The sequence below is a fragment of the Streptomyces sp. NPDC026246 genome, from assembly GCF_055567995.1.
The window spans coordinates 1-22,888 of the sequence record NZ_JBVHPJ010000020.1 but is presented as its reverse complement, the minus strand read 5'-3'; the positions used below and the strand labels follow the sequence as shown (position 1 = coordinate 22,888).

Annotated in this window: 20 protein-coding genes; 6 read left to right on the top strand and 14 right to left on the bottom strand. The window is 73.0% G+C overall.

Annotated features, from left to right (window positions below; all coding sequences use genetic code 11):
• Nucleotides 1-17 precede the first annotated feature (17 nt).
• Nucleotides 18-1,550, bottom strand: coding sequence for an aldehyde dehydrogenase (NADP(+)) (locus ACZ4M5_RS32805; RefSeq protein ID WP_467742394.1), 1,533 nt, complete (start codon nucleotides 1,548-1,550; stop codon nucleotides 18-20).
• Nucleotides 1,551-1,682: 132 nt separating this feature from the next.
• On the opposite strand from ACZ4M5_RS32805, the gene ACZ4M5_RS32800 reads away from it, so the two are divergent.
• The 6 genes from ACZ4M5_RS32800 (at nucleotide 1,683) to ACZ4M5_RS32775 (ending at nucleotide 7,483) form a co-directional block, all read left to right on the top strand.
• Nucleotides 1,683-2,456 (top strand): IclR family transcriptional regulator, encoded by a 774-nt coding sequence (locus ACZ4M5_RS32800; protein ID WP_467742392.1) that lies wholly within the window; start codon nucleotides 1,683-1,685, stop codon nucleotides 2,454-2,456.
• A gap of 2 nt (nucleotides 2,457-2,458) precedes the next feature.
• Complete coding sequence (locus tag ACZ4M5_RS32795; RefSeq protein ID WP_467742390.1) at nucleotides 2,459-2,929, top strand: GNAT family N-acetyltransferase; 471 nt, start codon at nucleotides 2,459-2,461, stop codon at nucleotides 2,927-2,929.
• Nucleotides 2,930-3,009: 80 nt separating this feature from the next.
• Nucleotides 3,010-4,017 (top strand): hypothetical protein, encoded by a 1,008-nt coding sequence (locus ACZ4M5_RS32790; protein ID WP_467742388.1) that lies wholly within the window; start codon nucleotides 3,010-3,012, stop codon nucleotides 4,015-4,017.
• Nucleotides 4,017-5,279, top strand: coding sequence for a sensor histidine kinase (locus ACZ4M5_RS32785; protein WP_467742532.1), 1,263 nt, complete (start codon nucleotides 4,017-4,019; stop codon nucleotides 5,277-5,279). Before ACZ4M5_RS32790 ends, ACZ4M5_RS32785 begins: the two co-directional genes overlap by 1 nt.
• Nucleotides 5,280-5,289: 10 nt before the next feature.
• Nucleotides 5,290-5,952: a response regulator transcription factor gene (locus tag ACZ4M5_RS32780; RefSeq protein ID WP_467742386.1), complete on the top strand. Its 663-nt coding sequence runs from the start codon at nucleotides 5,290-5,292 to the stop codon at nucleotides 5,950-5,952.
• 76 nt (nucleotides 5,953-6,028) lie between these two features.
• Entirely contained in the window at nucleotides 6,029-7,483 is a 1,455-nt protein-coding gene (locus ACZ4M5_RS32775) for a peptidoglycan D,D-transpeptidase FtsI family protein (protein WP_467742384.1), read from the top strand.
• Between the two features lie 338 nt (nucleotides 7,484-7,821).
• On the opposite strand, the gene ACZ4M5_RS32770 is transcribed toward ACZ4M5_RS32775, so the two are convergent.
• The 13 genes from ACZ4M5_RS32770 to ACZ4M5_RS32710 form a co-directional block, all read right to left on the bottom strand.
• Complete coding sequence (locus ACZ4M5_RS32770; RefSeq protein ID WP_467742382.1) at nucleotides 7,822-8,928, bottom strand: pectinesterase family protein; 1,107 nt, start codon at nucleotides 8,926-8,928, stop codon at nucleotides 7,822-7,824.
• Between the two features lie 78 nt (nucleotides 8,929-9,006).
• Nucleotides 9,007-10,317 (bottom strand): pectate lyase family protein, encoded by a 1,311-nt coding sequence (locus ACZ4M5_RS32765; RefSeq protein ID WP_467742380.1) that lies wholly within the window; start codon nucleotides 10,315-10,317, stop codon nucleotides 9,007-9,009.
• Nucleotides 10,295-11,140, bottom strand: coding sequence for a rhamnogalacturonan acetylesterase (locus ACZ4M5_RS32760; RefSeq protein WP_467742378.1), 846 nt, complete (start codon nucleotides 11,138-11,140; stop codon nucleotides 10,295-10,297). The genes ACZ4M5_RS32765 and ACZ4M5_RS32760 overlap by 23 nt, the downstream gene beginning before the upstream one ends.
• Before the next feature lie 118 nt (nucleotides 11,141-11,258).
• A complete protein-coding gene (locus ACZ4M5_RS32755; RefSeq protein WP_467742376.1) occupies nucleotides 11,259-12,605 on the bottom strand; it encodes an ABC transporter substrate-binding protein in 1,347 nt (448 codons plus the stop codon).
• 132 nt (nucleotides 12,606-12,737) lie between these two features.
• Nucleotides 12,738-14,243 (bottom strand): glycoside hydrolase family 43 protein, encoded by a 1,506-nt coding sequence (locus ACZ4M5_RS32750; RefSeq protein WP_467742530.1) that lies wholly within the window; start codon nucleotides 14,241-14,243, stop codon nucleotides 12,738-12,740.
• A 14-nt stretch (nucleotides 14,244-14,257) separates the two neighbouring features.
• Nucleotides 14,258-15,103, bottom strand: a complete 846-nt coding sequence (locus ACZ4M5_RS32745; RefSeq protein WP_467742374.1) for a DUF6807 domain-containing protein — start codon at nucleotides 15,101-15,103, stop codon at nucleotides 14,258-14,260.
• Complete coding sequence (locus ACZ4M5_RS32740; protein ID WP_467742528.1) at nucleotides 15,100-16,263, bottom strand: Gfo/Idh/MocA family protein; 1,164 nt, start codon at nucleotides 16,261-16,263, stop codon at nucleotides 15,100-15,102. Before ACZ4M5_RS32740 ends, ACZ4M5_RS32745 begins: the two co-directional genes overlap by 4 nt.
• A 397-nt stretch (nucleotides 16,264-16,660) precedes the next feature.
• Entirely contained in the window at nucleotides 16,661-17,557 is an 897-nt protein-coding gene (locus ACZ4M5_RS32735) for a carbohydrate ABC transporter permease (RefSeq protein WP_467742372.1), read from the bottom strand.
• On the bottom strand, nucleotides 17,554-18,489 hold the full coding sequence (locus tag ACZ4M5_RS32730; RefSeq protein ID WP_467742370.1) for a carbohydrate ABC transporter permease: 936 nt from the start codon (nucleotides 18,487-18,489) through the stop codon (nucleotides 17,554-17,556). The genes ACZ4M5_RS32735 and ACZ4M5_RS32730 overlap by 4 nt, the downstream gene beginning before the upstream one ends.
• Before the next feature lie 118 nt (nucleotides 18,490-18,607).
• The gene (gene araD, locus ACZ4M5_RS32725; RefSeq protein WP_467742368.1) at nucleotides 18,608-20,338 is read right to left on the bottom strand and encodes an L-arabinonate dehydratase; all 1,731 of its coding nucleotides are present in this window, start codon (nucleotides 20,336-20,338) and stop codon (nucleotides 18,608-18,610) included.
• Nucleotides 20,335-21,246, bottom strand: coding sequence for a dihydrodipicolinate synthase family protein (locus ACZ4M5_RS32720; RefSeq protein ID WP_467742366.1), 912 nt, complete (start codon nucleotides 21,244-21,246; stop codon nucleotides 20,335-20,337). The genes araD and ACZ4M5_RS32720 overlap by 4 nt, the downstream gene beginning before the upstream one ends.
• On the bottom strand, nucleotides 21,243-21,902 hold the full coding sequence (locus tag ACZ4M5_RS32715) for a GntR family transcriptional regulator (protein WP_467742364.1): 660 nt from the start codon (nucleotides 21,900-21,902) through the stop codon (nucleotides 21,243-21,245). The genes ACZ4M5_RS32720 and ACZ4M5_RS32715 overlap by 4 nt, the downstream gene beginning before the upstream one ends.
• 151 nt (nucleotides 21,903-22,053) lie before the next feature.
• On the bottom strand, nucleotides 22,054-22,665 hold the full coding sequence (locus tag ACZ4M5_RS32710) for a TIGR03086 family metal-binding protein (protein WP_467742362.1): 612 nt from the start codon (nucleotides 22,663-22,665) through the stop codon (nucleotides 22,054-22,056).
• Nucleotides 22,666-22,888: the final 223 nt, after the last annotated feature.

Sequence of the window (22,888 nt, the reverse complement as noted above, 5' to 3'; positions counted from 1 at the left end):
CCGCGCCCCGGCGGCGCCTACCGCTCCAGACGCCCGTTGAACCGCCGCGGCAGCCCCAGCGGGTTGTCGTCCCGCAGCTCGGGCGGCAGCAGCGCCTCGGGAGCGTTCTGGTAGGCGACCGGCCGCAGCCACCGCTCGATCGCCGTCCCGCCCACCGACGTGGACGTCGACGTCGTCGCCGGGTACGGCCCCCCGTGGTGCTGGGCGGGCGCGACGGCGACGCCCGTCGGCCAGCCGTTGACCAGCACGCGCCCGGCCAGCGGCGTCAGGTCCGCGAGGAGCTGCGCGCCGCGGCCCTGCCCGGCGGCCTCCTCCTGCGACAGCTGCACGGTGGCCGTGAGGTTGCCCGGCAGCCGGGACAGCACCGCCTCGACCTCGGCCTCGTCCTCGTAACGGGCCACCACCGTGACCGGTCCGAAGCACTCCTCCAGCAGCAGGTCGTGCTCGCCGCCCTGCTGGGCCAGCCTGCTCGCCGGGACGGTGAGGAAGCCGGCACTGACGGTGTGCTCCCCGCCCGCGCCGGGCGTGACCGGAGAGTCCACGTCGGGCAGTTGGGCCCGCTCGGCGACGCCGGCGACGAAGTTGTCGCGCATGCGGTGGTCGAGCAGCACACCGGCGTCGGTGTCGCTGACCGCGTCGGTCAGGGACTTCAGCAGGGCGTCGCCGGCGGCGCCGGACGGCGCGAGCACGAGGCCGGGCTTCACGCAGAACTGGCCGACGCCCAGGGTCATCGAGCCGGCCAGGCCCGCGCCGATCTCCTCGGCGCGCTCGGCGGCGGCGGCCTCGGTGACGACCACCGGGTTCAGGGAGCCCAGCTCGCCGTGGAAGGGAATCGGCACGGGACGGGCCGCCGCCGCGTCGAACAGCGCGCGTCCACCGCGCACGGACCCGGTGAACCCGGCGGCCGCGACCAAGGGGTGCTTGATCAGCTCGATGCCCGCGTCGAAGCCGTGCACCAGGCCGATGACGCCCTCGGGGACGTCGTGCCGGGCGGCGGCGCGGCGCAGCACCTTGGCGACGTACTCCGACAGGCCCGGGTGGTCGGGGTGGGCCTTGACGACGACGGGGCAGCCGGCCGCCAGGGCGCTGGCGGTGTCGCCGCCGGGCACGGAGAAGGCGAAGGGGAAGTTCGACGCCGAGTAGACGGCGACGACGCCCAGGGGCACCTTGTAGCGGCGCAGGTCCGGGATCGGCGGGGTCGCGGTGTCGTCGGGGTGGTCGACGACGACGTCGAGGAAGGCGCCCTCGTCGACGATGTCGGCGAAGGCCCGCAGCTGGTAGCAGGTGCGGGCGAGTTCACCGGTCAGCCGGACCGGGCCGAGCGCGGTCTCGGCGTCGGCGGTCTCGACGAGTCCGTCTTTGGCCGACTCCAGTTCGTCCGCCGCGGCGCGCAGGAAGGCCGCGCGGACGGTGCGGTCGGCCAGCGCGCCCCGCGCCTCGTGCGCGGCACGGACGGCGGCGTCCACCTCCTGGGCTGTGGCCTCCACCGCAACCTGTTCCCGCTGCTTCCCGGTTCGGGGGTCGACACTCCAGACTGGTGCTGCTGCCACCGCGGGTCCCTCCACACATGTATTGCCGCAGATCCGGGTCATTCACCAGGGGCGTTCGATATACTGAACGCTGTCTCTGATGATGAATGCGCTGTGGAGACTATTTCCCGTGGAACGAAGGGGTCAAGGGCGATGTCGGCTGGCGAGACGGGCGGCGGGGCGCAGGTCAAGTCCGCGGTGAGAACGGTTGAACTGCTCGAATACTTCGCCGGACGGCCCGGGATGCACTCCCTCGCGGCGGTCCAGGAGGCCGTCGGGTATCCGAAGTCCAGCCTCTACATGCTGCTGCGCACCCTGGTCGAGCTGGGCTGGGTGGAGACGGACGCGACGGGCACGCGCTACGGCATCGGTGTGCGGGCGCTGCTGGTCGGCACGTCGTACATCGACGGCGACGAGGTCGTCGCCGCGGCGCGCCCGACGCTGGACCGGCTCTCGGACGACACCACCGAGACGATCCACCTCGCCCGCCTCGACGGCACCAACGTCGTCTACCTCGCCACCCGCCAGTCGCAGCACTACCTGCGTCCCTTCACCCGGGTCGGGCGGCGGCTGCCCGCGCACTCCACCTCCCTGGGCAAGGCGCTGCTGAGCACGTACGCGGACGAGCAGGTGCGCAAGATGCTGCCGGAGACGCTGCCCGCGCTGACCGAGCACACCATCACCGACCGGGAGAAGCTCATCGAGGAGCTGCACCAGGTGCGCGAACAGGGCTTCGCCGTGGACCGCGAGGAGAACACGCTGGGGTTGCGCTGCTTCGGCGTGGCCATCCCGTACCGCACCCCGGCGCGGGACGCGATCAGCTGCTCGGTGCCGGTGGCCCGGCTGACCCCGGCGCACGAACAACTGGTGAAGGACGCGCTGTTCGACGCGCGGGACCGGCTGACCCTGGCGACGCGGAGGCTGTGACCGTGCAGATCGCGCTCCGTCCCGTCCACGACAGTGATCTGCCCGTCTTCTTCCGGCAGTCGAACGACCCCGAGTCGCTGCACATGGCGGCCTTCACCCCCGCGGACCCCTCCGACCGGGCCGCCTTCGACGCCCACTGGGCGAGGATCCGCTCCTCCGCCGATGTGCTGCGCACCGTCCTGGTCGACGGGGACGTGGTCGGCAGCGCGGCCGTGTACGGGAAGCCGGGCGAGCGGGAGGTGACGTACTGGATCGACCGCGCCTACTGGGGCAAGGGCATCGCCACGGCGGCGCTGCGGGCACTGCTGGCCGAGGTGCCCGAACGCCCCCTGTACGCCAGGGCGGCCTCGGACAACGCCGGATCGCTGCGCGTGCTGGACAAGTGCGGGTTCCGCGCCGTGGCCTCGGCCAGGGGCTTCGCACGGGCCCGGGGTGCCGAGATCGACGAGACGGTGCTGGTCCTGGAGGGCTGAGGCCGTCTCCCCCGCGCGGCGGAGGCGGATCGTCGTCGCGCAGGAGGCGGCGCGGGCCGTCGCCGCGCGAGCCTGATCGCATGACGCCGTCGTCCGCTCCCCCCGCCACTGCCGGGCCCCCCTCCCCGACCGGACGGACCCGCCGCGCCCTGCGGGCCCTGGCCGTCGTCTCCTGTGCGCCGTACCTCGGGCTGAAGGCGGCCTGGATCGCCGGGAGTCACCTCGGCATCCCGGAGGGCAGCTCCCTGCTCGACGACCGCGTCGGCATGGCCGTGGTCAACGGCCTGTCGGTCCTGCTGGACAGTGCGGTGATCGTGCTGGCCCTGGCGCTGACCAGACCGTGGGGGTTGCGGGTGCCGGCCTGGCTGCTCGCCTTCCCCGTGTGGGTCGCCACCGGGCTGCTCGCCCCGATCATGACCGGCTTCCCGGCGCAACTAACCGTGCGGGGAGCCGGGGGTGGGGGCGGACGCCCGGCGCAGCGTGAGGAGTTCCTGCACGCGTGGGTGTTCACCGTCGTGTACACCGGTTTCATCCTCCAAGGGCTCGCGCTGGGCGGGTTGTTCCTCCTGTACGCGCGGGACCGCTGGGGGTGGCTGTGGCGCGGGCGGGTGCGTGAGCTGCCCGCCGGTGCCGCCGGGCCCGGGCACCGCTTCCTCGCCGTCACCGCGTCCGTACTGGCCCTGTTCCCGCTGACCCTGCACGTGCTGTGGGCCGGCGGAGCCACGGCCGGGCTCGGCGCGCGCCGGGCGGCGGACCGCACCGGTGATGTCCAGGTCCTGGAGGCCGTCTTCGCGCTGTTCCTGACGGCGGCGGTGGCCGGTGCCCTCCTGCTGGCCTTCCGGCGCGGGCGGGAGCTGCCGGTGGGCGTGCCGCTCGGTCTCGCCTGGGCCGGTTCGGCCGCCGCGGCCTGCTGGGGCGGCTGGCTCTCGCTGGTCTCCCTCGCGGGCGCACAGGGCATCGCCGACCGTCCCACGCCGCTGATGAACCTCGCCTACGCTGGGCAGATGCTCGTCGGCTTCCTCGTCGCCGCCATCGTCGCCCGTCACCTCGCGGAGCGTTCGGCCGGGGCCGCACGGCGGGCGGCGTGATCCGGGCCGCCCGTGCGCTGTTCGGCCGGCGGACGCGCCTGCGCTGGATCCACCTGATCCTGGGCGGCGCGCTCGCCATGCCCTACGTCCTGGTCGGCACGACGGTCATCGGTCCGCTCTCCGGGTCCGCGGACGTCTTCGGTTCCTTCCCCCTCCAGCTCGCCTCCTTCGCCGTGGGTCTGCCGCTGGCCGCCGTCACCTCGCTGTTCCCGCTGACCCGGCCGCTGGAGTCCGCTGCGGTGCGCTGGCTGTGCGGGGTCGACCCGGACCGGCTGGCCGGCACTCCCGCCCGGACGCGGGGTGAGAAGGGCCGTACGGCGGCGTGGTTCACGCTGCATCTCGGCCTCGGCGGGATCATCGCCGGCATGACGCTGGCCCTGCCGCCGTTCGCCGCCGTGCTGATCCTGCTCCCGGTCCTCTCGGCGCTGCGCGGCGACCGGCTCGGGCTGCCCGAAGTCTTCGACCACTCCTGGGCGTTGTTCCTGTCCCCGGTCGCCGGGGCGCTGTCGCTCGCCGCCCTGGCGGGCTGCGCGGCGGGGTGCGGCGCCCTGCTGGCCCGCTCGGCGCCGCGGCTGCTCGGACCCACGGCGCAGGACCGGCTCGCCGCCGCCGAGGCGCGCGCCGCCGACCTGGCCGTGCGCAACCGGCTGGCACGCGAGCTGCACGACTCCGTCGGCCACGCGCTCAGCGCCGTCACGCTGCAGGCGGGCGCCGCCCGCCGGGTCCTGGACTCCGACCCCGAGTTCGTGCGCGAGGCCCTCGCCGCGATCGAGGACACCACCCGGCGCACGGTCGGCGAACTCGACGCCGTCCTGGGCGTGCTGCGTGCGGGCGACGCCCCCGGCACGGCACCGGCGCCCACCCTCGCCGAAGACCTGGACGGCCTGCTGCGGCGCACCCGGGCGGACGGGCGGCGTGTGCGGGCCACCGTCGCCGCCGACCCGCGGAAGCTGCCCGTGCTGGTGTCCCGCGAGGCCTACCGGATCGTGCAGGAAGGGCTGGGCAACGCCCTCAGGCACGGCGGTGAGCGGGCCGCGGTGGACGTGCGCGTCGCGGTCGCGGGCGGCCACCTGGAGATCACGGTGGAGAATCCGCTGACCGGCCCTCGGCGCCCCCGCCCCGGAGGCGGCCATGGGCTGCGCGGCGTCGCGGACCGCGCCAGGCTGCTGGGCGGGACGGCGACGGCCGGGCCCGCCGGCGGGACGTGGCGGCTGCACGTCCTGCTGCCGATCGAGGGACCCGCACCGGGCGGGCCCGCGTGAAAGGACCCGTATGAACCCGCCCGCCGTGATCCGCGTCGTCCTCGCCGACGACGAGCGCATGGTCCGCACCGCGCTGCGCGCGATCCTGTCCGCCGAGCCGGACCTGGAAGTGGTGGGCGAGGCGGCCACCGGAGCCGAGGCGGTGTCGGTGGTCCGGGAGCTGCGTCCGGACGTCGTCCTGATGGACGTCCGCATGCCGGGGACCGACGGCATCCGGGCCACGGAACAGATCCTGGCCACCCTGGACGAGCCACCCCGGATCGTGGTGGTGACGACCTTCGAGAACGACTCCTACGTGTACGACGCCCTGCGCGCGGGTGCGTCCGGGTTCCTGCTGAAACGGGCGGACGCCGACGCCCTCGTGCAGGCGGTCCGGCTGGTGGCGCGCAGCGACAGCCTGCTCTTCCCGGCGGCCGTGCGCATGCTCGCGACCGAGCACGCCCGCACGCACCGCGCGCCGCCCGCCTGGGTGGCGCGGCTCACGGCCCGCGAGCAGGAGGTGCTGCGGCACCTGGCCGGAGGACTGACCAACGCGGAGATCGCCCGGCGGATGGAGGTGGGACCGGCCACCGTGAAGTCGCACGTGGCGGCCGTCCTGGCCAAGACGGGCGCCCGGGACCGCACCCAGGCGGTGATCGCCGCCTACGAGGCGGGCTTCCTGAACGCCGGATGAGAAAACCGGGCCGCCGGATGAGAAAACGGGACGGACGGGAACGATCCTCCCGGCGCCGTTCGTCTTTCCGGTCGCCATGAACAAGACGATCAGGCGCGCCTCGGCCTTCACCCTGCTGCTCGTACTGGCCCTGCTGGTCAGGGCGACGTGGGTGCAGTTCTACGAGGGCCGGGCGCTGGCAGACGACAAGGAAAACCGGCGGAACGCGATCGAGACGTACTCGGCGCCGCTCGGCAACATCATCGTGGGCGGCCGGTCGGTCACCGGCTCGGCACCGACGACGACGGGCGACCTCGCGTACAAGCGGACGTACCCGGACGGCAGGCTGTACGCGGCGGTGACGGGGTACGCGTCGCAGGCGTACGCGCCGACCCAGTTGGAAGGCATCTACGGCGACCTGCTCAACGGCACGGACAACCGGCTGAAGTCGGTGATGGACACCCTCACCGGCCGGCGGGCCGACCCGGGCAACGTGATCACGACCATCGACCCGGACGTGCAGAAGGCGGCGTTCGAGGCGCTCGGCGACAAGAAGGGCGGGGCCGTCGCCATCGACCCGCAGACCGGGAGGATCCTGGCGGTGGTGTCGTCCCCCTCGTACGACCCCTCGTCGCTGACGGACGCCAACACCGCGGGGACGGCCTGGAAGAAGCTCACGGCGGACCCGGACAAGCCGCTGGTGAACCGGGCCCTGCGGCAGCCGCTGCCGCCCGGCTCGACGTTCAAGCTGGTGGTGGCCGCCGCGGCACTGGAGGACGGACTGTACGCCTCGGTCGACCAGCGCACCGACAGCCCCGACCCGTACACCCTGCCGGGCACGACCCGCGAGCTGACCAACGAGAACCCCGACGCGCCCTGCACGAACGCCACCATCCGCACCGCGCTGCAGTACTCGTGCAACAACGTCTTCGCGAAGATGGCCGTCACGCTGGGCCAGGACAAGGTGAAGGCGATGGCCGAGAAGTTCGGCTTCAACGACGACGAGCTGGACGTGCCGGTGCGGGCCTACACGAGCGTGTACCCCTCGGACATGTATCCGTCGCAGACGGCCCTGACGGGGATCGGCCAGTTCGACGTCACCGCCACCCCGCTGCAGATGGCCATGGTGTCGGCGGCCATTGCCAACGGCGGCAAGCTGGTCTCGCCGCACATGGTCGCGCAGATCACCGACGGCGGCGGTGACGTCCTGGAGGACTACGACGACGCGGGCGCGAAGGAGATCATGTCCTCCTCGACCGCCGGGCAACTGCGGTCGGCGATGCGGACGGTGGTGGAGAAGGGCACCGGCACCAACGCCCGGGTGCCGGGCGCGACCGTCGGCGGCAAGACGGGCACGGCCCAGCACGGCGAGAACAACAGCCAGGTGCCCTACGCCTGGTTCACCTCGTACGGCACGTCCGACTCGTCGGGCAAGGAGGTCGCCGTGGCGGTCGTCGTCGAGCAGTCCGACGCGGCCCGCTCGGAGGTGAGCGGCAACGGCCTGGCGGCACCGGTCGCCAGGGCGATGATGGAAGCGGCGCTGAAGGACTGAACCCGCGCCGCCCGGAAAGCGTCTCCACGGACAGGACGGGCCGCCCCCTTCCCCCCGGGGGCGGCCCGTCCTCTGGTGCTACGCTCCAGGACGCGCCCGGCCGATGTCAGATACATGACACACATGTGCCCAGTCCCCGGCCGACCCCGGTCCCCCCTGGGGTCCGCCGGTCGCCGGGGCGTCCGGCCCCCCAGCCGACGCCCCGGCGCCACGACCCTCCGGAGCCCCCCTCCGGACGGTCGGCGCAGCACCGTCCGAGCCCCCCTCGGCCGGTCTGCCGGACGCCCCCGCCGGTTCGCACCCGGCGGGGGCGTCGTCGCCGGTCCAGGAGCACCCGTTCAGACCGGCCGCCAGCCGCCGAGCCAGGTCCGCCGGGTGTGGGCCCGCGCCTGCTCCGGGGTCAACCGGGGGCGGTTCCCGGGCACGGTGACGGCGGCTCCGGGACCGGTGTTGCGGTACTCGGCGAACCGCATCGACTGCCAGGGGTGGGCGCTCGACATGTCGGCGTAGGGCGCGGCCGCGTCGATGCCCGGGCCGAGCCGGGTGTCGCGGACGGTGAGCATGGGGTGGGCGGTGGGGTCGGAGCTGGGCACCCAGGGGCGGGCCAGCTTGTAGAAACCGTCCGGGGCCTCGCCGCTGACCCGGCTGCGGGTGACGAGGTAGCCGAGTGGGGTGGTGCGAGCCGTGGAGGGCGCGAACACGAAGCCGAAGGGGGCGCCGGGCAGGTCGGCGCGCGTCAGGGTGCGGAAGTGACAGTGCTCGAAGACGGCGGTGGCCCGTCCGAAGACGAAGTCGACGTCGCCCTCGACGTGGCAGTGCGCGAAGTACTGCCGGGCGACGGTGCCGAGGGCCATGGTGTCGGCGTACAGGGTGTCCTGGTGGCCGAGGAAACGGCAGTGGTGGAAGGCCGACCGGTCGCCCTGCACCTTGAGGGCGACGGCCTGGGTGCCGGTGACGCCGGGGTGGTCGGCGCGCAGCCAGTCGTTGGCGAAGGTGATCCAGCGCGCGGTGAAGTCGTCGGCCTGCACGGTGGCGGTCGCGGAGCCGGTGGTGCCGTAGGTGCCGCCGCCGGGCTTCGGAGTGCCTGCCGCGTTGTCGTACACGATCACGACGTCACGGGCGTCCTCGCTCGCTCCGATCCAGGTCATGCCGGTGCGGGCGGGGTCGGCGGCGACGGTCTGCCGGTAGGTACCCGGGGCGATCACCAGGGTGTGCCCGGGTCCGTCCGCCGCGGCCACCGCGTCCCGGACGGTGGTGACGTCGCCGGCACCGCCGGGGTGCACGTACAGGGTGGCCGGGGTCAGGCGGGCGGCCGGTGAGCCGTAGCGGCCGAACGGGCGCCTCGCACGCGTGGCACGGGCCGGGACCGCCGCCGGGCCGGCCACCACGGCGGCTGCGGCGCTCCCGGCGCTCGCGGTCAGGAATCCTCTGCGGGACACGGGCATACGGGTGCTCCTTCGGGGTCGTCGCGGCGGGGGCCGGGGCGGGCGTCAGGTCCGCCCCGGCCGGCCGGGGGGAGGGCGTCAGCGGACGCGGCCGGCGCCCGCGCGCTGCCCGACGATGCCGGGCACGGCCCTGGGCGGGTCCACCCGGGTGCGCAGGGTGGGCGTCCAGCCCGCGCCGGTCTGCAGGGTCTCGCCAGGGATCTCGGCGTTGTGCACGGCGACGAGGTCCGTGCGCCTGCCGTTGACGTAGTTGTCCGCGGCGGTGAGGGGTGCCTCGTTCCACTTCTTGAGGATCTTCGCCGGGCTGAACCCGGGGGCCAGCGTGAAGGCGTTGTGCTCGGCGACGAGCCGGGACTCCTTGCCGATGCCGTAGACGTAACCCCACTTCTGTCCCTTGGCGACGACGAAGTGGTTGTTGTACGAGTCGACCTGCCCGAAGCGCACCCGCGGGGCGCGCTCGACGATGCCCTCGAAGCGGTTGTGGTGGAGGGTGACCTTGAGCTTGCCGGTGTCGTCGGCGGTGGCGCTGTCGCTGTTGCCGATGAGCATCGTCTTGTCGTGGTCCCGGAACGAATTCCAGGACACGGTCACGTGGTTCGAGCCGCGCACCACGTCCAGCAGCCCGTCGTGCTGCTGGTACACCTTGCCGAAGTACTGCGGGAGGGAACTGTCGGGGTGGCGCCCGTCGGTGAGCGTGTTGTGGTCGATCCACACATGGGTGGAGCCGTACACCACCACTCCGTCGTACTCGGAGTTCCAGGCGCCGGTGTTGCCGTCGTCGGTCGGGTCCCACTGGGGGAAGCAGTCGATCGGCGCCTCGAAGTGGAGGTTGCGGACGATGACGTTGTCGACGCCCTTGATCTGCAGACTGCCGCCGCGGATGCCGGAGCCCTTGCCCACGCCGATGACCGTGGTGTTGGCGGGCACGTCCGCCTTGATGGCCGCGTCCTGGCGGGCGGCCGACGCGGCCCGCAGGTCCTCCTGCTCCCCGCTGACCGGCTTGTCGTGGCCCCAGACGGCCGGGTCGTAGGCGGCGAGGTACGTCGCGAGGTCGTAGCCCTCGGCCGCGAACGCGTCGCAGCCCTGCGAGACGGCGTCGATCACCCCCTTGATCTTGATGATCTTCGGTGCGGATCCGCCCTCCCGCAGGGCGGCCCGGAACTGCTCCCAGGTGGTGACGGTGTGCACGTGTGCGGCGTCGGCGGCGGCGCCGCCCGTGGTGCCGGTGCCGTACGAACCCCAGCCGTCGCCGGCCGGCAGGGTCGCGCGGGCGGGATCGAAGGGCCGGGCCTGGGCGCCCGTGCCGCTCACGGAGAGCACGAGGGCGGCACATCCGGCCACGGCGACCGCTCTCCCAATGGCATGATCATGACACTTGCGGACGTTCATGGTACGGCTCTCTTCCTTCTCCGTCGTGGAATCGGACAGTGGGTTCCGGCCAGGTGATCCAGGACCCGGGGACCGGCTGGTCCAGCCGTCGCACGTCACGCGGTGCGAGCACCCCGGTCCTGAGCAGTTCCCTCGCCACGAGCCGGGCCACGGCGACCGCACCCGGCGGGTTGAAGTGCGTGTTGTCCTGCTCGGTCGCCGTCCAGTTGAAGTACTTCTTCGTCTCCTCGGCGCCGAGCCGCTGCCACAGGGCGAGGGACCGCGCCTGGACGTCGAGCAGCGCGACCCTCTCCCGCGCGGCGAGCGCCCGCACGGCCGCCGGGTACTCGCCGTGCGTCGGCAGGGCCTGCCCGGCGGCATCGAACCTGCGGCGCTCCACCGAGGTGGCGAGCACCGGCCGCGCCCCACGAGCCCGGGCACCGTCGACGTACCGCCGCAGGTACTCCTGGTACGTCGACCAGGGTTCGGTGAAGCGGGCGGGGTCCTCCTGCTTCTCGTCGTTGTGACCGAACTGGACGAGGAGGATGTCCCCCGGCCGTGCCACGGCGAGGATCGCGTCGAGGCGTCCCTCGTCGACGAAACTCTTCGAACTGCGGCCGTTCACCGCGTGGTTGGCGACCGCCAGGTGCTCGTGGAGGAAGAACGGCAACGCCGTGCCCCACCCGGTCTCGGGTGCGGCGTCGGCGTACTTCTGCGCGGCGGTGGAGTCACCGGCGATGTGGAGGGTGCGGCGGCGCCCGGCGGCACGGGCGGTGCCGGCCGGGGAGAACGCGAGCGGCACCGCGGCCGCGGCGACGGCGACCCGTCGACGGCTGAGGGACACGTGGATCACCTTTCGAGCGGAGGGACTTCCTCGACCCCGGGAGTGCGGGGAACCGCGCGACCAGCCGGGGCGGCCCGCACCCGGCACACGACGGGCCGCCCCACGGTCGTCACCGCACCTACGCCTTCTGCTCGTTCCACTCCTTCTGCGCGGCGTTCAGCTGCTCGGCCATGGTGTCCAGGAACGCCTGCGCGCTCATCTTCCCGAGCAGGACCTTCTGGAAGTTCGGCTCGTTGTCCGCCTTGGAGATCGTGTTCCAGTCGGGCAGGTAGTACGGCAGCTGCACGATCGACGTCGAACCGTCCGACAGCGCCTGCGCCGCCAGCTTCGTCGGCTCGGCCTTCGAGACCCACGCGTCCTTCGCCGCGTCGGTGTTCGACGGCACCTGGCCCGCGGCCTCGTTGAACTTCGAGTTCTCCGCCCGGGACGTGGCGAACTCGATGAACTTCCAGGCGGCTTCCTTGTTCTTGCCGCTCTTGAACAGCCCCAGCCCGTCCACGGGGTTGGAGACCTGCACGCGCTTGCCGCCCGGCCCCGTCGGCTGCGGAACGCCGCGGAACTTGCCGGCGCCGAGGGCCTTCACATGGTCCTGGTACGACCCCAGGTTGTGGTTCAGCATGCCGATCGTGCCGGAGTCCCACTGCGCGACCATCTTCGTGAAGTCGTTGTTGAGGTCGGCGGCCGGGGTGACCTTCTTGTACAGGCCCGCGTACTTCTCCAGCGCCGCCACGTTCTTCGGGTCGTCGAGCGTGGTCCTCTCGCCGCCGGCGTCCCAGAACGAGGTGATCCCGGACTGCCCGTACATGGCGTCCAGCGCCTGCGCGATGGACCCGGCGCCGCCGCGGATGGTGTAGCCGAACTCGTTGCTGCCCTTGTCCGTCAGCTTCTCGGCGGCCGTGAAGAACCGCTCCCACGTCGTGGGCTCCTCCAGCCCGGCCTTCTCGAACAGGTCGGTGCGGTAGTACAGCACGCCGTTGTTGGCGGAGGTCGGGACCGAGTAGAGCTTGTCGTCGCCGCCGGCCGCCTTCAGCGACTCGACCATGTCCTTGTTGAGCCGGCCGTCGAGCGAGGAGTCGGCGAGCCGCCCGTCCAGCGGTTCCAGCGCCCCCTGCGCGGCGAAACCGGCGATCATCGCCGATCCGACACCGCCCACGTCGGGCAGGCCGCCGCCCTGGAGTGCGGTGTCGACCTTCGACTGGTACTCGGTGGCGGCGATCCCGACGTACTCGACGTCGATGTCCGGGTTGGCCTTCTCGAAGTCGGCGATGATCTCCTTCCAGATCTCGGTGCGGACACCGCCGTTGTTGTCCCAGAAGACGATCTTGCCCTTGCCGCTGCCCTCGGCGCCCTTGTCGCCGCCCGCCCCGCTGCCGTCGTCACCACAGGCGGTGGCGGTCAGCGCCAGCACGGCCCCCAGGGCGACGACCGTGGCGGCGCGCCTGCTTCTGCGATTGCTGATCTTCATTGGTCGGCTCTCTTCTTCCTGATCCGGCGGAACTGAAGGGTGTGGGGGGACGGCGAAAGGCGTCGGAGCCCTCTGCAAGCGCTTGCTACGGAGGTGCGTCATTGCGGCTCCTAACAGGCGTACGGGCGTGGGTCATACGGGGGTGACGGTGAACCGGGTGAAGGTCGCGGCCCCGGCGTGGCCCTGACCGTCGGGCGCGAGTGCGAACAGGCCGAGCAGGGCGCCGACCCAGCGCCACGCGGTGGCCGCGAAGACGGGACCGGAGGGCCGGAACCCGTCGCCGGTGTCGGCCGAGAAGCGGCAGCGCGCGCCCGGGCCGATCTCGACGCGCAGCCGGGCCCGGCCGCCGGGCGCGGGCCGGGCGTGCCCGGCGTCCCGCTCCCCGCCGGCGACGGCCTCGGCGAAGCGGTGCACGAGGTGCACGGACCCGTCGGCGCCCCGCTGCAGGCCGATCCAGGAGTACGCGTCCCCGAGCACGGCGAGTCCCGCCCGCGCCCCCGTCTCGCCGCTGTCCAGGCGCAGTTCCACCTCGGCCGCGCAGGGCGCGCCGGGCAGCCGCTGGGTCAGCACGTGGGGCAGTGTGCGCAGGTCGTGGGTGCCGCCCGAGCGGACGCAGGCCAGCCGCAGTCCGTCCCCGGAGTGCTGGGTGGCCCAGCCGTCGGCCGGATTGGCGGTCCACTGCCACTGCCGGCCGTACCGCCCGCCGGGGAAGTCGTCGTCGGTGGCGGGCGCGGCGGGCGGCTGCGGCGGCAGGCCGGGGCGGCGGTGCGCGGCGACGGGGGCGCCCTCGTCCCCGAGGACCGGCCAGCCGTGTTCCCAGCGCATGGGCTGCAGGTGCACGACGCGCCCGTACGGGCCACGCTGCTGGAAGTGCAGGAACCAGTCCTCACCGGACGGGGTGCGCACCCAGCCGCCCTGGTGGGGGCCGTTGACACCGGTGTCCTTCTGCTCCAGCACGATCCGCTCCTCGTACGGCCCGAAGAAGCCGCGTGAGCGGAAGGCGCCCTGCCAGCCGGTCTCGACGCCGCCCGCGGGGGCGAGGATCCAGAACCAGCCGTCGTGCCGGTAGAGCTTGGGGCCCTCCAGGGTGAACCAGCCGGGGATGCGGTCGCCGTCGACGATCACCTCGCCCTCGTCGAGGAGTTCCGTGCCGTCGGGACGCATGCGGTGGCCGGTGAGGCGGTTCTTGACGCCGGAGCGGGACCTGGCCCAGGCGTGCACCAGGTACGCCTCTCCGGTCTCCTCGTCCCACAGCGGGCAGGCGTCGATCAGTCCCCTGCCCGCCTTCAGCAGGAGCGGGCGGCTCCAGGGGCCCCTGACGTCCGGTGCGTTGACCTGGAACACGCCCCGGTCGGGGTCGCCCCAGAAGATCCAGAACCGTTCGTCGTGATACCGCAGGGACGGTGCCCACACGCCGCAGTCGTGCCGGGGTGCGGCGAACTCCTCCTCGGGTTCGAGGCGTTCGAGGGCGTGGCCGATCAACGTCCAGTTGACCAGGTCGCGCGAGTGCAGCAGCGGCAGGCCGGGGGCGCGGCCGAAGCTGGAGGCCGTCAGATAGAAGTCGTCGCCGACGCACACGACGTCCGGGTCGGACCAGTCGGCGTCGAGGACCGGGTTGGTGTAGGTGTCCGCGTCCACGGGCGTTCCGCGCGTCACGTGCTCACCGCCTTGCGGACGAGGAAGGCCGCGCCGTCCCGGTCGAGGCGGCCGTCGGCGACCACGGTGACGATCCGCCGGAGCGCGGTCCCGCCCGGCGGGATCGCCAGCCGGTCGTCGCAGGCCAGTGAGGAGCCGACCCCGGGGTACTCCGCGGTCCGCACGAACCACGGGTCCCTGCGGGTCCGTCCGGTGGCCCCGGCGAAGACGAGCGTCCAGCCCGATCCGGCCAGGGCCAGCCAGTCGGCGCTCCTGCCGTGCGCCTCGGCCACGCCCTCGCGGTCCGCGGTGAACACCCCCGGCGGGGCCGCCTCCTTGCGGGCCCGCCAGAAGAAGCCCCCGTAGGCGGCGCCGGGGCGGCCGTTCGTCGCCGGGCTGCCGAGGGACAGCGGGCCCTTGGTGACGTTGGTGAGGGAGAAGGTGAGGTCCAGCGCCCAGGCACGGTCGGTGAGTTCGGTGGCGGCGACCGTACGGCGCTCGCGCAGCAGCTCGCCGCCCGCGGCGACCCAGCGCAGTTCCTGGACGAAGCCGTCCGGCTCGCGCAGCTGGAAGGCGACGTGCCGCTGGGAGCCGTGGTTGTCCAGCTCGGTCGGGCCCCGGTCGCGCACATAGGTGCGCCCGCCCCAGAAGTTGAACCCCTCGACGTCGGGAACGGCGACACCGACGCCGAGGTGGTGTGCGTGGTCGGCCGGGCCGGACTCGGTCACGGTGGTGCCGGCCAGGGTGGTGACGGGGTGCAGGTAGGGGCGCGGTGACAGCCGGGCGGGCAGTTCGGGGCGGGTGACGTACCGGGCGACCGGCCGGCCGGCCACCCGCAGGACGGGTGTGTCGTCGCCGGTCATCGGATGCTCACCTCGTTCGGCAGGGGTGCGGCGGCCGGGGCCCAGGGGGCGCCGAGCTCGGAGTAGAGGGAGAGGGTGTCGGCGGCGGCCGCGACGAGTCCGTCGACGCCGGGCACCACCCGGCGGTTCTCGCCGGGGATCCGATGCCAGGCGGTGTCCGGCAGGGGCGCGGGATCGGGAGCGGTGCGGACGGCCTCCACCACCTTCATGAACGCGCCGGTCGCCTCCGGCGGGGCCAGCAGGGCGGCGCCGGTGGTGAGGTGCGCGACGAGGTTCTCCAGCAGATCGGTGCGCCCGTACCCGGTCTCCTGCGGGCCGCGCCCGGCGCGCTGGAGCAGCACGCGGTCCTGCTTGTACCAGAAGGTGATCCGGCCGCTGCTGCCGTGCACCAGCACGTACGGCTCGTCCGCCCGCTCGGCGCACAGGGTCGCGGCCACGGTGACCGGGTGGCCCTGAGCGGTGGTGACGCGGACGCAGGAGGTGTCGTCGGACTCGATGGCGTTGGCGCGCAGCAGTTCCGTCTCGACACCGAGGACGTCCTCGGCGCGGCTGCTGCCGCCGAGGGCGAGCGCGGTCGCGACGGCGTGGGCGAGGGGGTTGGTCAGCGCCCCGTCGATCACGTCGACGCCGTTCATCCGCCTTCTGCCCGCCCAGGGCGCCCGGCGGAAGTAGTCCTCGTCGCGGACCCAGGCCCCGGCGCCGCCGACGCCGGCCAGGGTGCCGATGGCGCCCTCGGCGATCAGGGCGCGGACGGCGGGCAGGGCGTGCGAGCCGAGCGACTGGAAGCCGATCTGGCAGGCGACCCCGGCCGCGGCGACCCCGTCGGCCATCCGGCGGAACTCCGCGTAGGAGGGCGCGGGCGGCTTCTCCAGCAGGAGGTGCACCCCGCGTCCGGCCGCCGTGAGGGCCAGGTCGGTGTGGGTGGGGATGGGCGTGCAGATCACGGCGATCCAGGCGCCCGTGGAGTCCAGCAGCGCCCCGAGGTCGGCGGACTGCTCGGGGGTGCCCAGGCCGTCGAGTTCCCTCTCGGTCAGCGGCGTCAGCTCACAGACGCCGACCAGCCGGACCAGGCCCCGCTGCTGGAGTCGGCGGATGTTCTCGACGTGCCAGCGGCCGTGACCGCGGGCACCGGCGAGGACGACGGGCACGGGTGCGGTCATGTGGTCGATCACGCGGCCGGTCACGGGGTCCTCCCCCCTCGGACGGCAGGAGCCGCCCCGCCCGCGGCAACCCGGACCGGCCCCCACCCGGCGCCCGCCCCCGGACGCACTCCGCCCTCCGGGACGGCCGCCCACCCGCCTGCGGCCACATGGACGGAGACCCACCCGGCTGTCGCCATGCGGGCCGGGAGTCGCCCGGCTGCCGCGGTGCGGGCCGGGAGTCGCCCGGCTGCTGCGGTGCGGGCCGGGGCTCGTCCGGTCGCCGCTGCCCGGGCCAGGGCCCGTCCGGCTGCGGCGGTGCGGTGCACGCCGCCCCGCGAGGCGGCCGCCCGCCCGACTGCCGCCAGGGGGTGCCCTCCCCTCCCCGGGGCGGTCGCCCGCCCCGTGTTGCGCGGTGTCATCCCTTCACCGCCCCGGCGCTGAACCCCGTGATCAGCCACTTCTGGATGAAGGCGAAGACGATCACGACCGGCACGGCCGCGATGATGCCGCCCGCGGCGAGTGCGCCCAGGTCGACGCTGTCGGCGCTCATCAGGGAGTTGAGGCCGACCGGGATCGTCTGCTTGTCCTGGTTGTTGAGGAACATCAGGGCGAACAGGAAGTGGTTCCAGGAGTGGACGAAGGCGAAGGAGCCGACGGCGATCAGGCCGGGCCGCAGCAGCGGCAGCACCACGATGCGGAACGCCGTCATGCGGCTGCAGCCGTCCACCCAGGCCGCCTCTTCCAGGGACGGCGGCACGTTCTTGATGAAGTTGCTGATCAGGATGATCGACAGGGGCAGCTGGAACACCGTCTCGGCGAGGATGACGCTGCCCAGCGAGTTGATCATCTGCAGCTCGGCGAAGATCTCGAACAGCGGGACCAGCAGCAGCGCGCCGGGCACGAACTGCGAGCACAGCAGGGCCAGCATGAAGCCGCGCTTGATCCTGAAGTCGAACCGCGCCAGGGCGTAGCCGCCGGCCAGGGCGACCAGCGTCGTCATGACGAGGGTGGCGACGCCGACGAGGACGCTGTTGGCGAAGTAGGTGCCGAAGCTGCGGTCCGTCCAGACCTTCTCGAAGTGGTCGAAGGTGACCGGCCAGGGCACGAGCGAGGTCGAGCCGGCCGGGCGCAGCGAGAACAGCAGGATCCAGTAGAAGGGGACGAGGGTGAACAGCAGGTAGATGCCCAGGGGCAGGTAGATCTGCCAGCGGGGCGCCTGGTCCCAGGCGCGGTTGTTCCGTACGGGCCGCGGCTGCCCGGGGCCGGCGCGCACGGGGACGGGCGCCGTTCTGGTGGCTTCCTTCACGCTCACTTGTCTCCGCCTCCGAACTTGCTCAGCCGCAGGTAGACCATCGAGCAGAAGAGCAGGATCACGAACGCCACGGTGGTCAGGGCCGACGCGTAGCCGAAGTTGTGCGCGTCGACGGACGTGTTGGCGATGTACAGCGGCAGCGTGGTGGTCTCGCCCGCGGGTCCGCCGCCGGTCAGGGTGTAGAGCAGGTCGACGTTGTTGAACTCCCACACCGCGCGCAGCAGCGTGGACAGGATGATGGCGTCCTTCAGGTGCGGCAGCGTGATGTGCCAGAACTGCTTGAGGCGGCTCGCGCCGTCGACCTCGGCGGCCTCGTAGAGGTCCTTCGAGACGGACTGGAGGTCGGCGAGGATGAGGATCGCGAAGAACGGCACGCCGCGCCACAGGTCGGCCACGACCGTCGCCGGGAACACGGTGGAGGTGTCCGACAGCCAGCTGGTCCCGTAGGAGCCGATGCCCAGGTCGGCGAGGTAACGGGTGATGCCCGTCTGGGAGTTGTAGAGCAGCACCCAGATCGCCGAGGTCAGCACGCCGGAGACGGCCCACGGCGAGAACACCAGGGCGCGCCCCAGGCCCCGGCCGACGAAGGTCTGGTTGACGATGAGGGCGAGCGCGAGACCGAACAGCAGCTGGAGCCCGACCTCGACGAAGACCCACTTGGCGCTGAAGACGAGGGTGTCCCAGAAGACGGGGTCCTCGGTGAAGGCGTGGACGAAGTTGTCGAAGCCCGCGAAGCCGTTCCGCCAGGGCTTGGTGGGGTTGTAGTGCTGCAGGCTGTAGTAGAAGACGCTGATGACCGGGTAGGCGATGAAGCCCAGCATGAGCAGGGCGGCCGGCGCGATCAGCAGGTACGGGAGCCTGCGCGGGGTGGCGGAGGCACGGCGCCGCCTCGGTGGCGCGGGCGGTTTCGCCACGGCTGCGGCTTGGGCCATGACTGTTCTCCGTTCTCGGTACGTCTGTGCGTGGTGCGTCGGACGTGTGCAGCAAGCGCTTTCTGCCTGGGCTGGACCGGGCCGGGTCGTACGGAAAGTGCCTGGGGGTTGCGGCCGTTCAGCCCGCGTACGGGTCGGCGACCCGGCCCGGCCGGGCGAGGAACTCGAAGTCGCAGCCGGTGTCGGCCTGGGTGATCTGCTCGTCGTAGAGGGCGCCGTAGCCGCGCTCGTAGCGGGCGGGCGGCGGTGTCCAGGCCGCTGCGCGCCGCTCGAGCTCCTCGTCGTCCACGTGGAGGTGGAGGCTGCGCGCCTCGACGTCCAGCGTGATCGGGTCGCCGGTGCGTACGAGGGCGAGCGGCCCGCCGACGTGGGACTCGGGTGCCACGTGCAGCACACAGGTGCCGTAACTGGTGCCGCTCATCCGGGCGTCGGAGATGCGGACCATGTCCCGCACGCCCTGCTTGAGCAGGTGGTCGGGCAGCGGCAGCATCCCGTACTCGGGCATGCCGGGGCCGCCCTTGGGGCCGGCGCCCCGCAGCACGAGCACGTGGTCGGCGGTGATGCCCAGTGCCGGGTCGTCGATGGTGCGCTGCATGGTCCGGTAGTCGTCGAAGACGACCGCGGGCCCGGTGTGCTTGAGCAGGTGGGGCTCGGCGGCGATGTGCTTGATGACGGCACCGTCCGGGCAGAGGTTGCCGCGCAGCACGGCGACCCCGCCCTCGGCGGCGACGGGGTTCCCGCGGGGCCTGATGACGTCGTCGTCGTGGACGACGGCGCCCGCGATCTGCTCCCGCAGGGTGCCGTTGACGGTGGGCCGGTCCAGGTGCAGCAGGTCGGTGATCCGGGTCAGGAATGCGGGCAGCCCCCCGGCGAAGTGGAAGTCCTCCATGAGGTACGTCCGCCCGCCGGGCCGGACGTTGGCGAGCACCGGTACGGTGCGGGCGACGCGGTCGAAGTCGTCGAGGGTGAGCCGGACGCCGGCGCGGCCCGCCATGGCGATCAGATGGATGACGGCGTTGGTGGACCCGCCGAGCCCGAGCACCGTGGTGACGGCGTCCTCGAAGGCCTCGCGGTTGAGGATCCGGGAGGGCTTGAGCGCGGTCCAGGCGAGTTCCACGGCACGGCGCCCGGAAGCGGCGGCCATCCGCTCGTGCCCGGAGTCGACGGCCGGGATCGAGGAGGCGCCCGGCAGCGTCATGCCGAGGGCCTCGGCCGCCGCGGTCATCGTGGAGGCGGTCCCCATGGTCATGCAGTGACCGGGCGACCTCGCCAGCCCGCCCTGGAGCTCCCGCAGCTCGCAGTCGGTCAGGTTGCCGGCGCGGTGCTCGTCCCAGTACTTCCACATGTCGGTGCCGGACCCGAGGGTCTCCCCGCGCCAGTGGCCCGGCAGCATCGGCCCGGCGGGCACGAAGAGGGCCGGTACGTCGGCCGAGGCCGCGCCCATCAGCAGTGCGGGCGTCGACTTGTCGCAGCCGCCGAGCAGGACCGCCGCGTCGACCGGGTACGACCGCAGCAGTTCCTCGGTCTCCATGGCGAGCAGGTTGCGGTAGAGCATCGGGGTGGGCTTCTGGTACGTCTCGGAGAGCGTGGCGACCGGGAACTCCAGCGGGAAGCCGCCCGCCTGCCACACTCCCCGCTTGACCGCCTCGGCCCGCTCGCGCAGGTGGACGTGGCAGGGGTTGATGTCGGACCAGGTGTTGAGCACGGCGACGACCGGGCGGCCGAGGTACTCCTCCGCCTCGTAACCGAGCTGCCCCATGCGGGCGTTGTGCGACCAGGTGCGCAACTGGCCCTCGGAGCCGTACCACTGGTGGCTCCTGAGCTCCTCGGGGGACAGGCGGCCGGTCATATGGACCACCCCGCGGCGATGGCGGCGACCTCGGCGCGTGCGTCCTGTGCCAGCGGCTTGCTCGGCGGGCGGACCTCGCGGCGGCACAGCCCCAGGGAGGCGAGGGCCTCCTTGACGACCGTCACGTTGTCGGCGGAGCCGTTGGCGGCGCGCAGCTCCTCGAAGCGGCGGATCTGCTCCCAGACCTTCATGGCGGCCGGGTAGTCGCCGGAGCGCAGCGCCTCGATCATGTTCAGGGAGACGGCCGGGGCGACGTTCACCAGCCCCGAGGTGAAGCCGGTGGCGCCCGCGGAGAAGTAGGAGGGGGCGTACGGCTCGGCGAGCCCGGCGACCCACACGAACCGCTCCAGCCCGGCGTCCCGGGCGAACGCGGCGAAGCGGGACGCGTCGGGGACGGCGTACTTCACGCCGATGACGTTCGGGCAGGAGTCGGCGAGTTCGGCGAGGCGGGCGCCGGTGAGCTGGGCGTTGCGGATGTAGGGGACGACGCCCAGCTCGGGGACGGCCTCGGCGACGGCCCGGTGGTAGTCGACCCAGCCGGCTTGGGAGACGTAGGGGTGGACGGGCTGGTGGACCATCACCATCTGCGCGCCGAGCTCGCGGGCGTGCCGGGCGGAGGCGACGGCGGTGGGGACGTCGTGGCCGACGCCGACCAGGACGACGGCCCGCTCCCCGGCCTCCTCGACGGTCAGCTCCGTGACCAGGCGGCGTTCCTCGGGAGTCAGGGCGTAGAACTCGCCGGTGTTGCCGTTGGGGGTGAGGGTGGTGACGCCGCCGTCGAGCAGGCGGCGCAGCAGGGCCCGGTGGGTGTCCCGGTCCACGGAGCCGTCCTCGGCGAACGGGGTCACCGGGATGGCCACCACGTCGGCCAGGGCGGCCCGCTGGGTCTCGAACGCCACGCTGCTCATTCCTGACCTTCCTGTTCCAGGGCCGCCTCGGGGAAGGCGCGGTGCACGAAGGACGCGATGTGGGCGTGCAGGGCGCGTGCCGCGCCGTCGGCGTCGCCGTCCAGGGCGAGCCGGAGGATCTCCCGGTGCTCGCCGGCCTCCCGCTCCCAGGAGGGCGAGGCGGCCCAGGCGACGGCGGAGACCAGGGCGGCCTGGTCGCGGACCTCGTCGAGCATCCGGCCGAGCAGCGGGTTGCCGCACGGCAGGTACAGGGCGCGGTGGAACTCCCGGTTGGCCAGGGAGCGTTCGGCGGTGTCGGTGGCGACGTCGGCGCGGGCCAGCGCGTCCCGGGCGGCGTCCAGGCCGGCCCCGCGCTGCACGGCCCGCTTCAGTGCCTCCGGCTCCAGCAGCAGGCGGACGTCGTAGACCTCGCGCGCCATGTCCGCGTCCACCATGCGCACCGTGACGCCCTTGTACTGGCTCATGACGACCAGTCCGGTGCCGGCGAGTGTCTTCAGCGCCTCGCGCACGGGCGTCTTGGACACCCCGAACTGCGCGGCGAGCTCGGTCTCGACGAGCGCCTGTCCCGGCGTCAGCTGCCCGGTGAGGATGCGGTGTTTGATCCCCTCCAGCACGTACTGCGTGCGGGAGGGGATCGGCGTGGGCACAGAGGTCATGCGCGCCTCTCGGATCTCGCGGTCTCGATGGATCGCGTAACGGATCTCGCGTATCGCGTCTCATATATGACGTACGAAGTACGACGCGATGACCGTAGGAGGGCGCGTTTGTTTCGTCAATGCTTCCGGCGCAAGAAGTAGCAATCGCTTTCTACGGCTGGCGCCTCCACCCCGGGTCCCGCCCGCTCAGCCCCACGGCCCGGTCCAGCAAGGACGCCTCCGGCTCGACCGGCACGACGGGACCGAAGATCCGGTCACGGGTGGGGTCGTCCACGCCGGCGGCGAGGAAGTCGTGGCAGACCCGCAGCGCCGCGGGGTCCGGGGTGTACTCCTGGCCGGTCGCGCGGGCCAGGTCCCAGCCGTGGACGACCAGTTCGTCGGTGGCCACCAGGCCCGCGACGTCCCCGGGCAGGTCGACGCCGCCGGCCCGGGTCGTGCCGGTCCAGGCGGCCGGGTCGCGCCAGGCGCCGGCCAGTTCGGTCAGGGCCTTCGGCAGTTCCCCGCGCCAGCCGGGCGCGAGGTCCGGGAGCGCGGAGTCGGGGCTGGTGTCCGTGGTGACGCCCAGGTCCTTGCGGCCGGCGTCGCGGAAGGCGACGGTCAGCCCCAGCAGGTGACCGAGCAGGTGGCGCACGGCGTAGTCGGGGCAGGGCGTGGGGCCGGCGAGCTGTGCGTCGGTGACGCCGGCCGCGAGCCGCGCCAGGACCTCCGTCTGCGGTCCGAGGTCGAGGACCGGGCCGGTCGTGCCCGTGGTGCCGTCGGTCATGGGGTGCTCCTTCGCGAGTCGTCGCAAAGGCAGACCGTCCCCGGCCGTGGAACTCATCGGCCGCCCGGCCCGCCCCCCTCCCCCGGCCCGGCTTCTAGGGAACCTGCCCGATCCCTCCCCGGGGCCTTAGAGGTCCTAACAGAAGTTGTTGATCAAGTGACCGTCGGCTTGTCTGCTCGTTGGTCGCGTCGTGGGGAAACGTCAGTCGCGGCCGTGGATCGTG

What these genes read in the sequence shown, in the direction of transcription:
- ACZ4M5_RS32800 (WP_467742392.1), top strand. Translation starts at nt 1,683, where the DNA reads ATGTCGGCTGGCGAGACGGGCGGCGGGGCGCAGGTCAAGTCCGCGGTG.
- ACZ4M5_RS32790 (WP_467742388.1), top strand. Translation starts at nt 3,010, where the DNA reads ATGACGCCGTCGTCCGCTCCCCCCGCCACTGCCGGGCCCCCCTCCCCG.
- ACZ4M5_RS32780 (WP_467742386.1), top strand. Translation starts at nt 5,290, where the DNA reads ATGAACCCGCCCGCCGTGATCCGCGTCGTCCTCGCCGACGACGAGCGC.
- ACZ4M5_RS32775 (WP_467742384.1), top strand. Translation starts at nt 6,029, where the DNA reads ATGAACAAGACGATCAGGCGCGCCTCGGCCTTCACCCTGCTGCTCGTA.
- ACZ4M5_RS32770 (WP_467742382.1), bottom strand. Translation starts at nt 8,928, where the DNA reads ATGCCCGTGTCCCGCAGAGGATTCCTGACCGCGAGCGCCGGGAGCGCC.
- ACZ4M5_RS32765 (WP_467742380.1), bottom strand. Translation starts at nt 10,317, where the DNA reads ATGAACGTCCGCAAGTGTCATGATCATGCCATTGGGAGAGCGGTCGCC.
- ACZ4M5_RS32755 (WP_467742376.1), bottom strand. Translation starts at nt 12,605, where the DNA reads ATGAAGATCAGCAATCGCAGAAGCAGGCGCGCCGCCACGGTCGTCGCC.
- ACZ4M5_RS32745 (WP_467742374.1), bottom strand. Translation starts at nt 15,103, where the DNA reads ATGACCGGCGACGACACACCCGTCCTGCGGGTGGCCGGCCGGCCGGTC.
- ACZ4M5_RS32740 (WP_467742528.1), bottom strand. Translation starts at nt 16,263, where the DNA reads ATGACCGCACCCGTGCCCGTCGTCCTCGCCGGTGCCCGCGGTCACGGC.
- ACZ4M5_RS32730 (WP_467742370.1), bottom strand. Translation starts at nt 18,489, where the DNA reads ATGGCCCAAGCCGCAGCCGTGGCGAAACCGCCCGCGCCACCGAGGCGG.
- araD (WP_467742368.1), bottom strand. Translation starts at nt 20,338, where the DNA reads ATGACCGGCCGCCTGTCCCCCGAGGAGCTCAGGAGCCACCAGTGGTAC.
- ACZ4M5_RS32720 (WP_467742366.1), bottom strand. Translation starts at nt 21,246, where the DNA reads ATGAGCAGCGTGGCGTTCGAGACCCAGCGGGCCGCCCTGGCCGACGTG.
- ACZ4M5_RS32715 (WP_467742364.1), bottom strand. Translation starts at nt 21,902, where the DNA reads ATGACCTCTGTGCCCACGCCGATCCCCTCCCGCACGCAGTACGTGCTG.
- ACZ4M5_RS32710 (WP_467742362.1), bottom strand. Translation starts at nt 22,665, where the DNA reads ATGACCGACGGCACCACGGGCACGACCGGCCCGGTCCTCGACCTCGGA.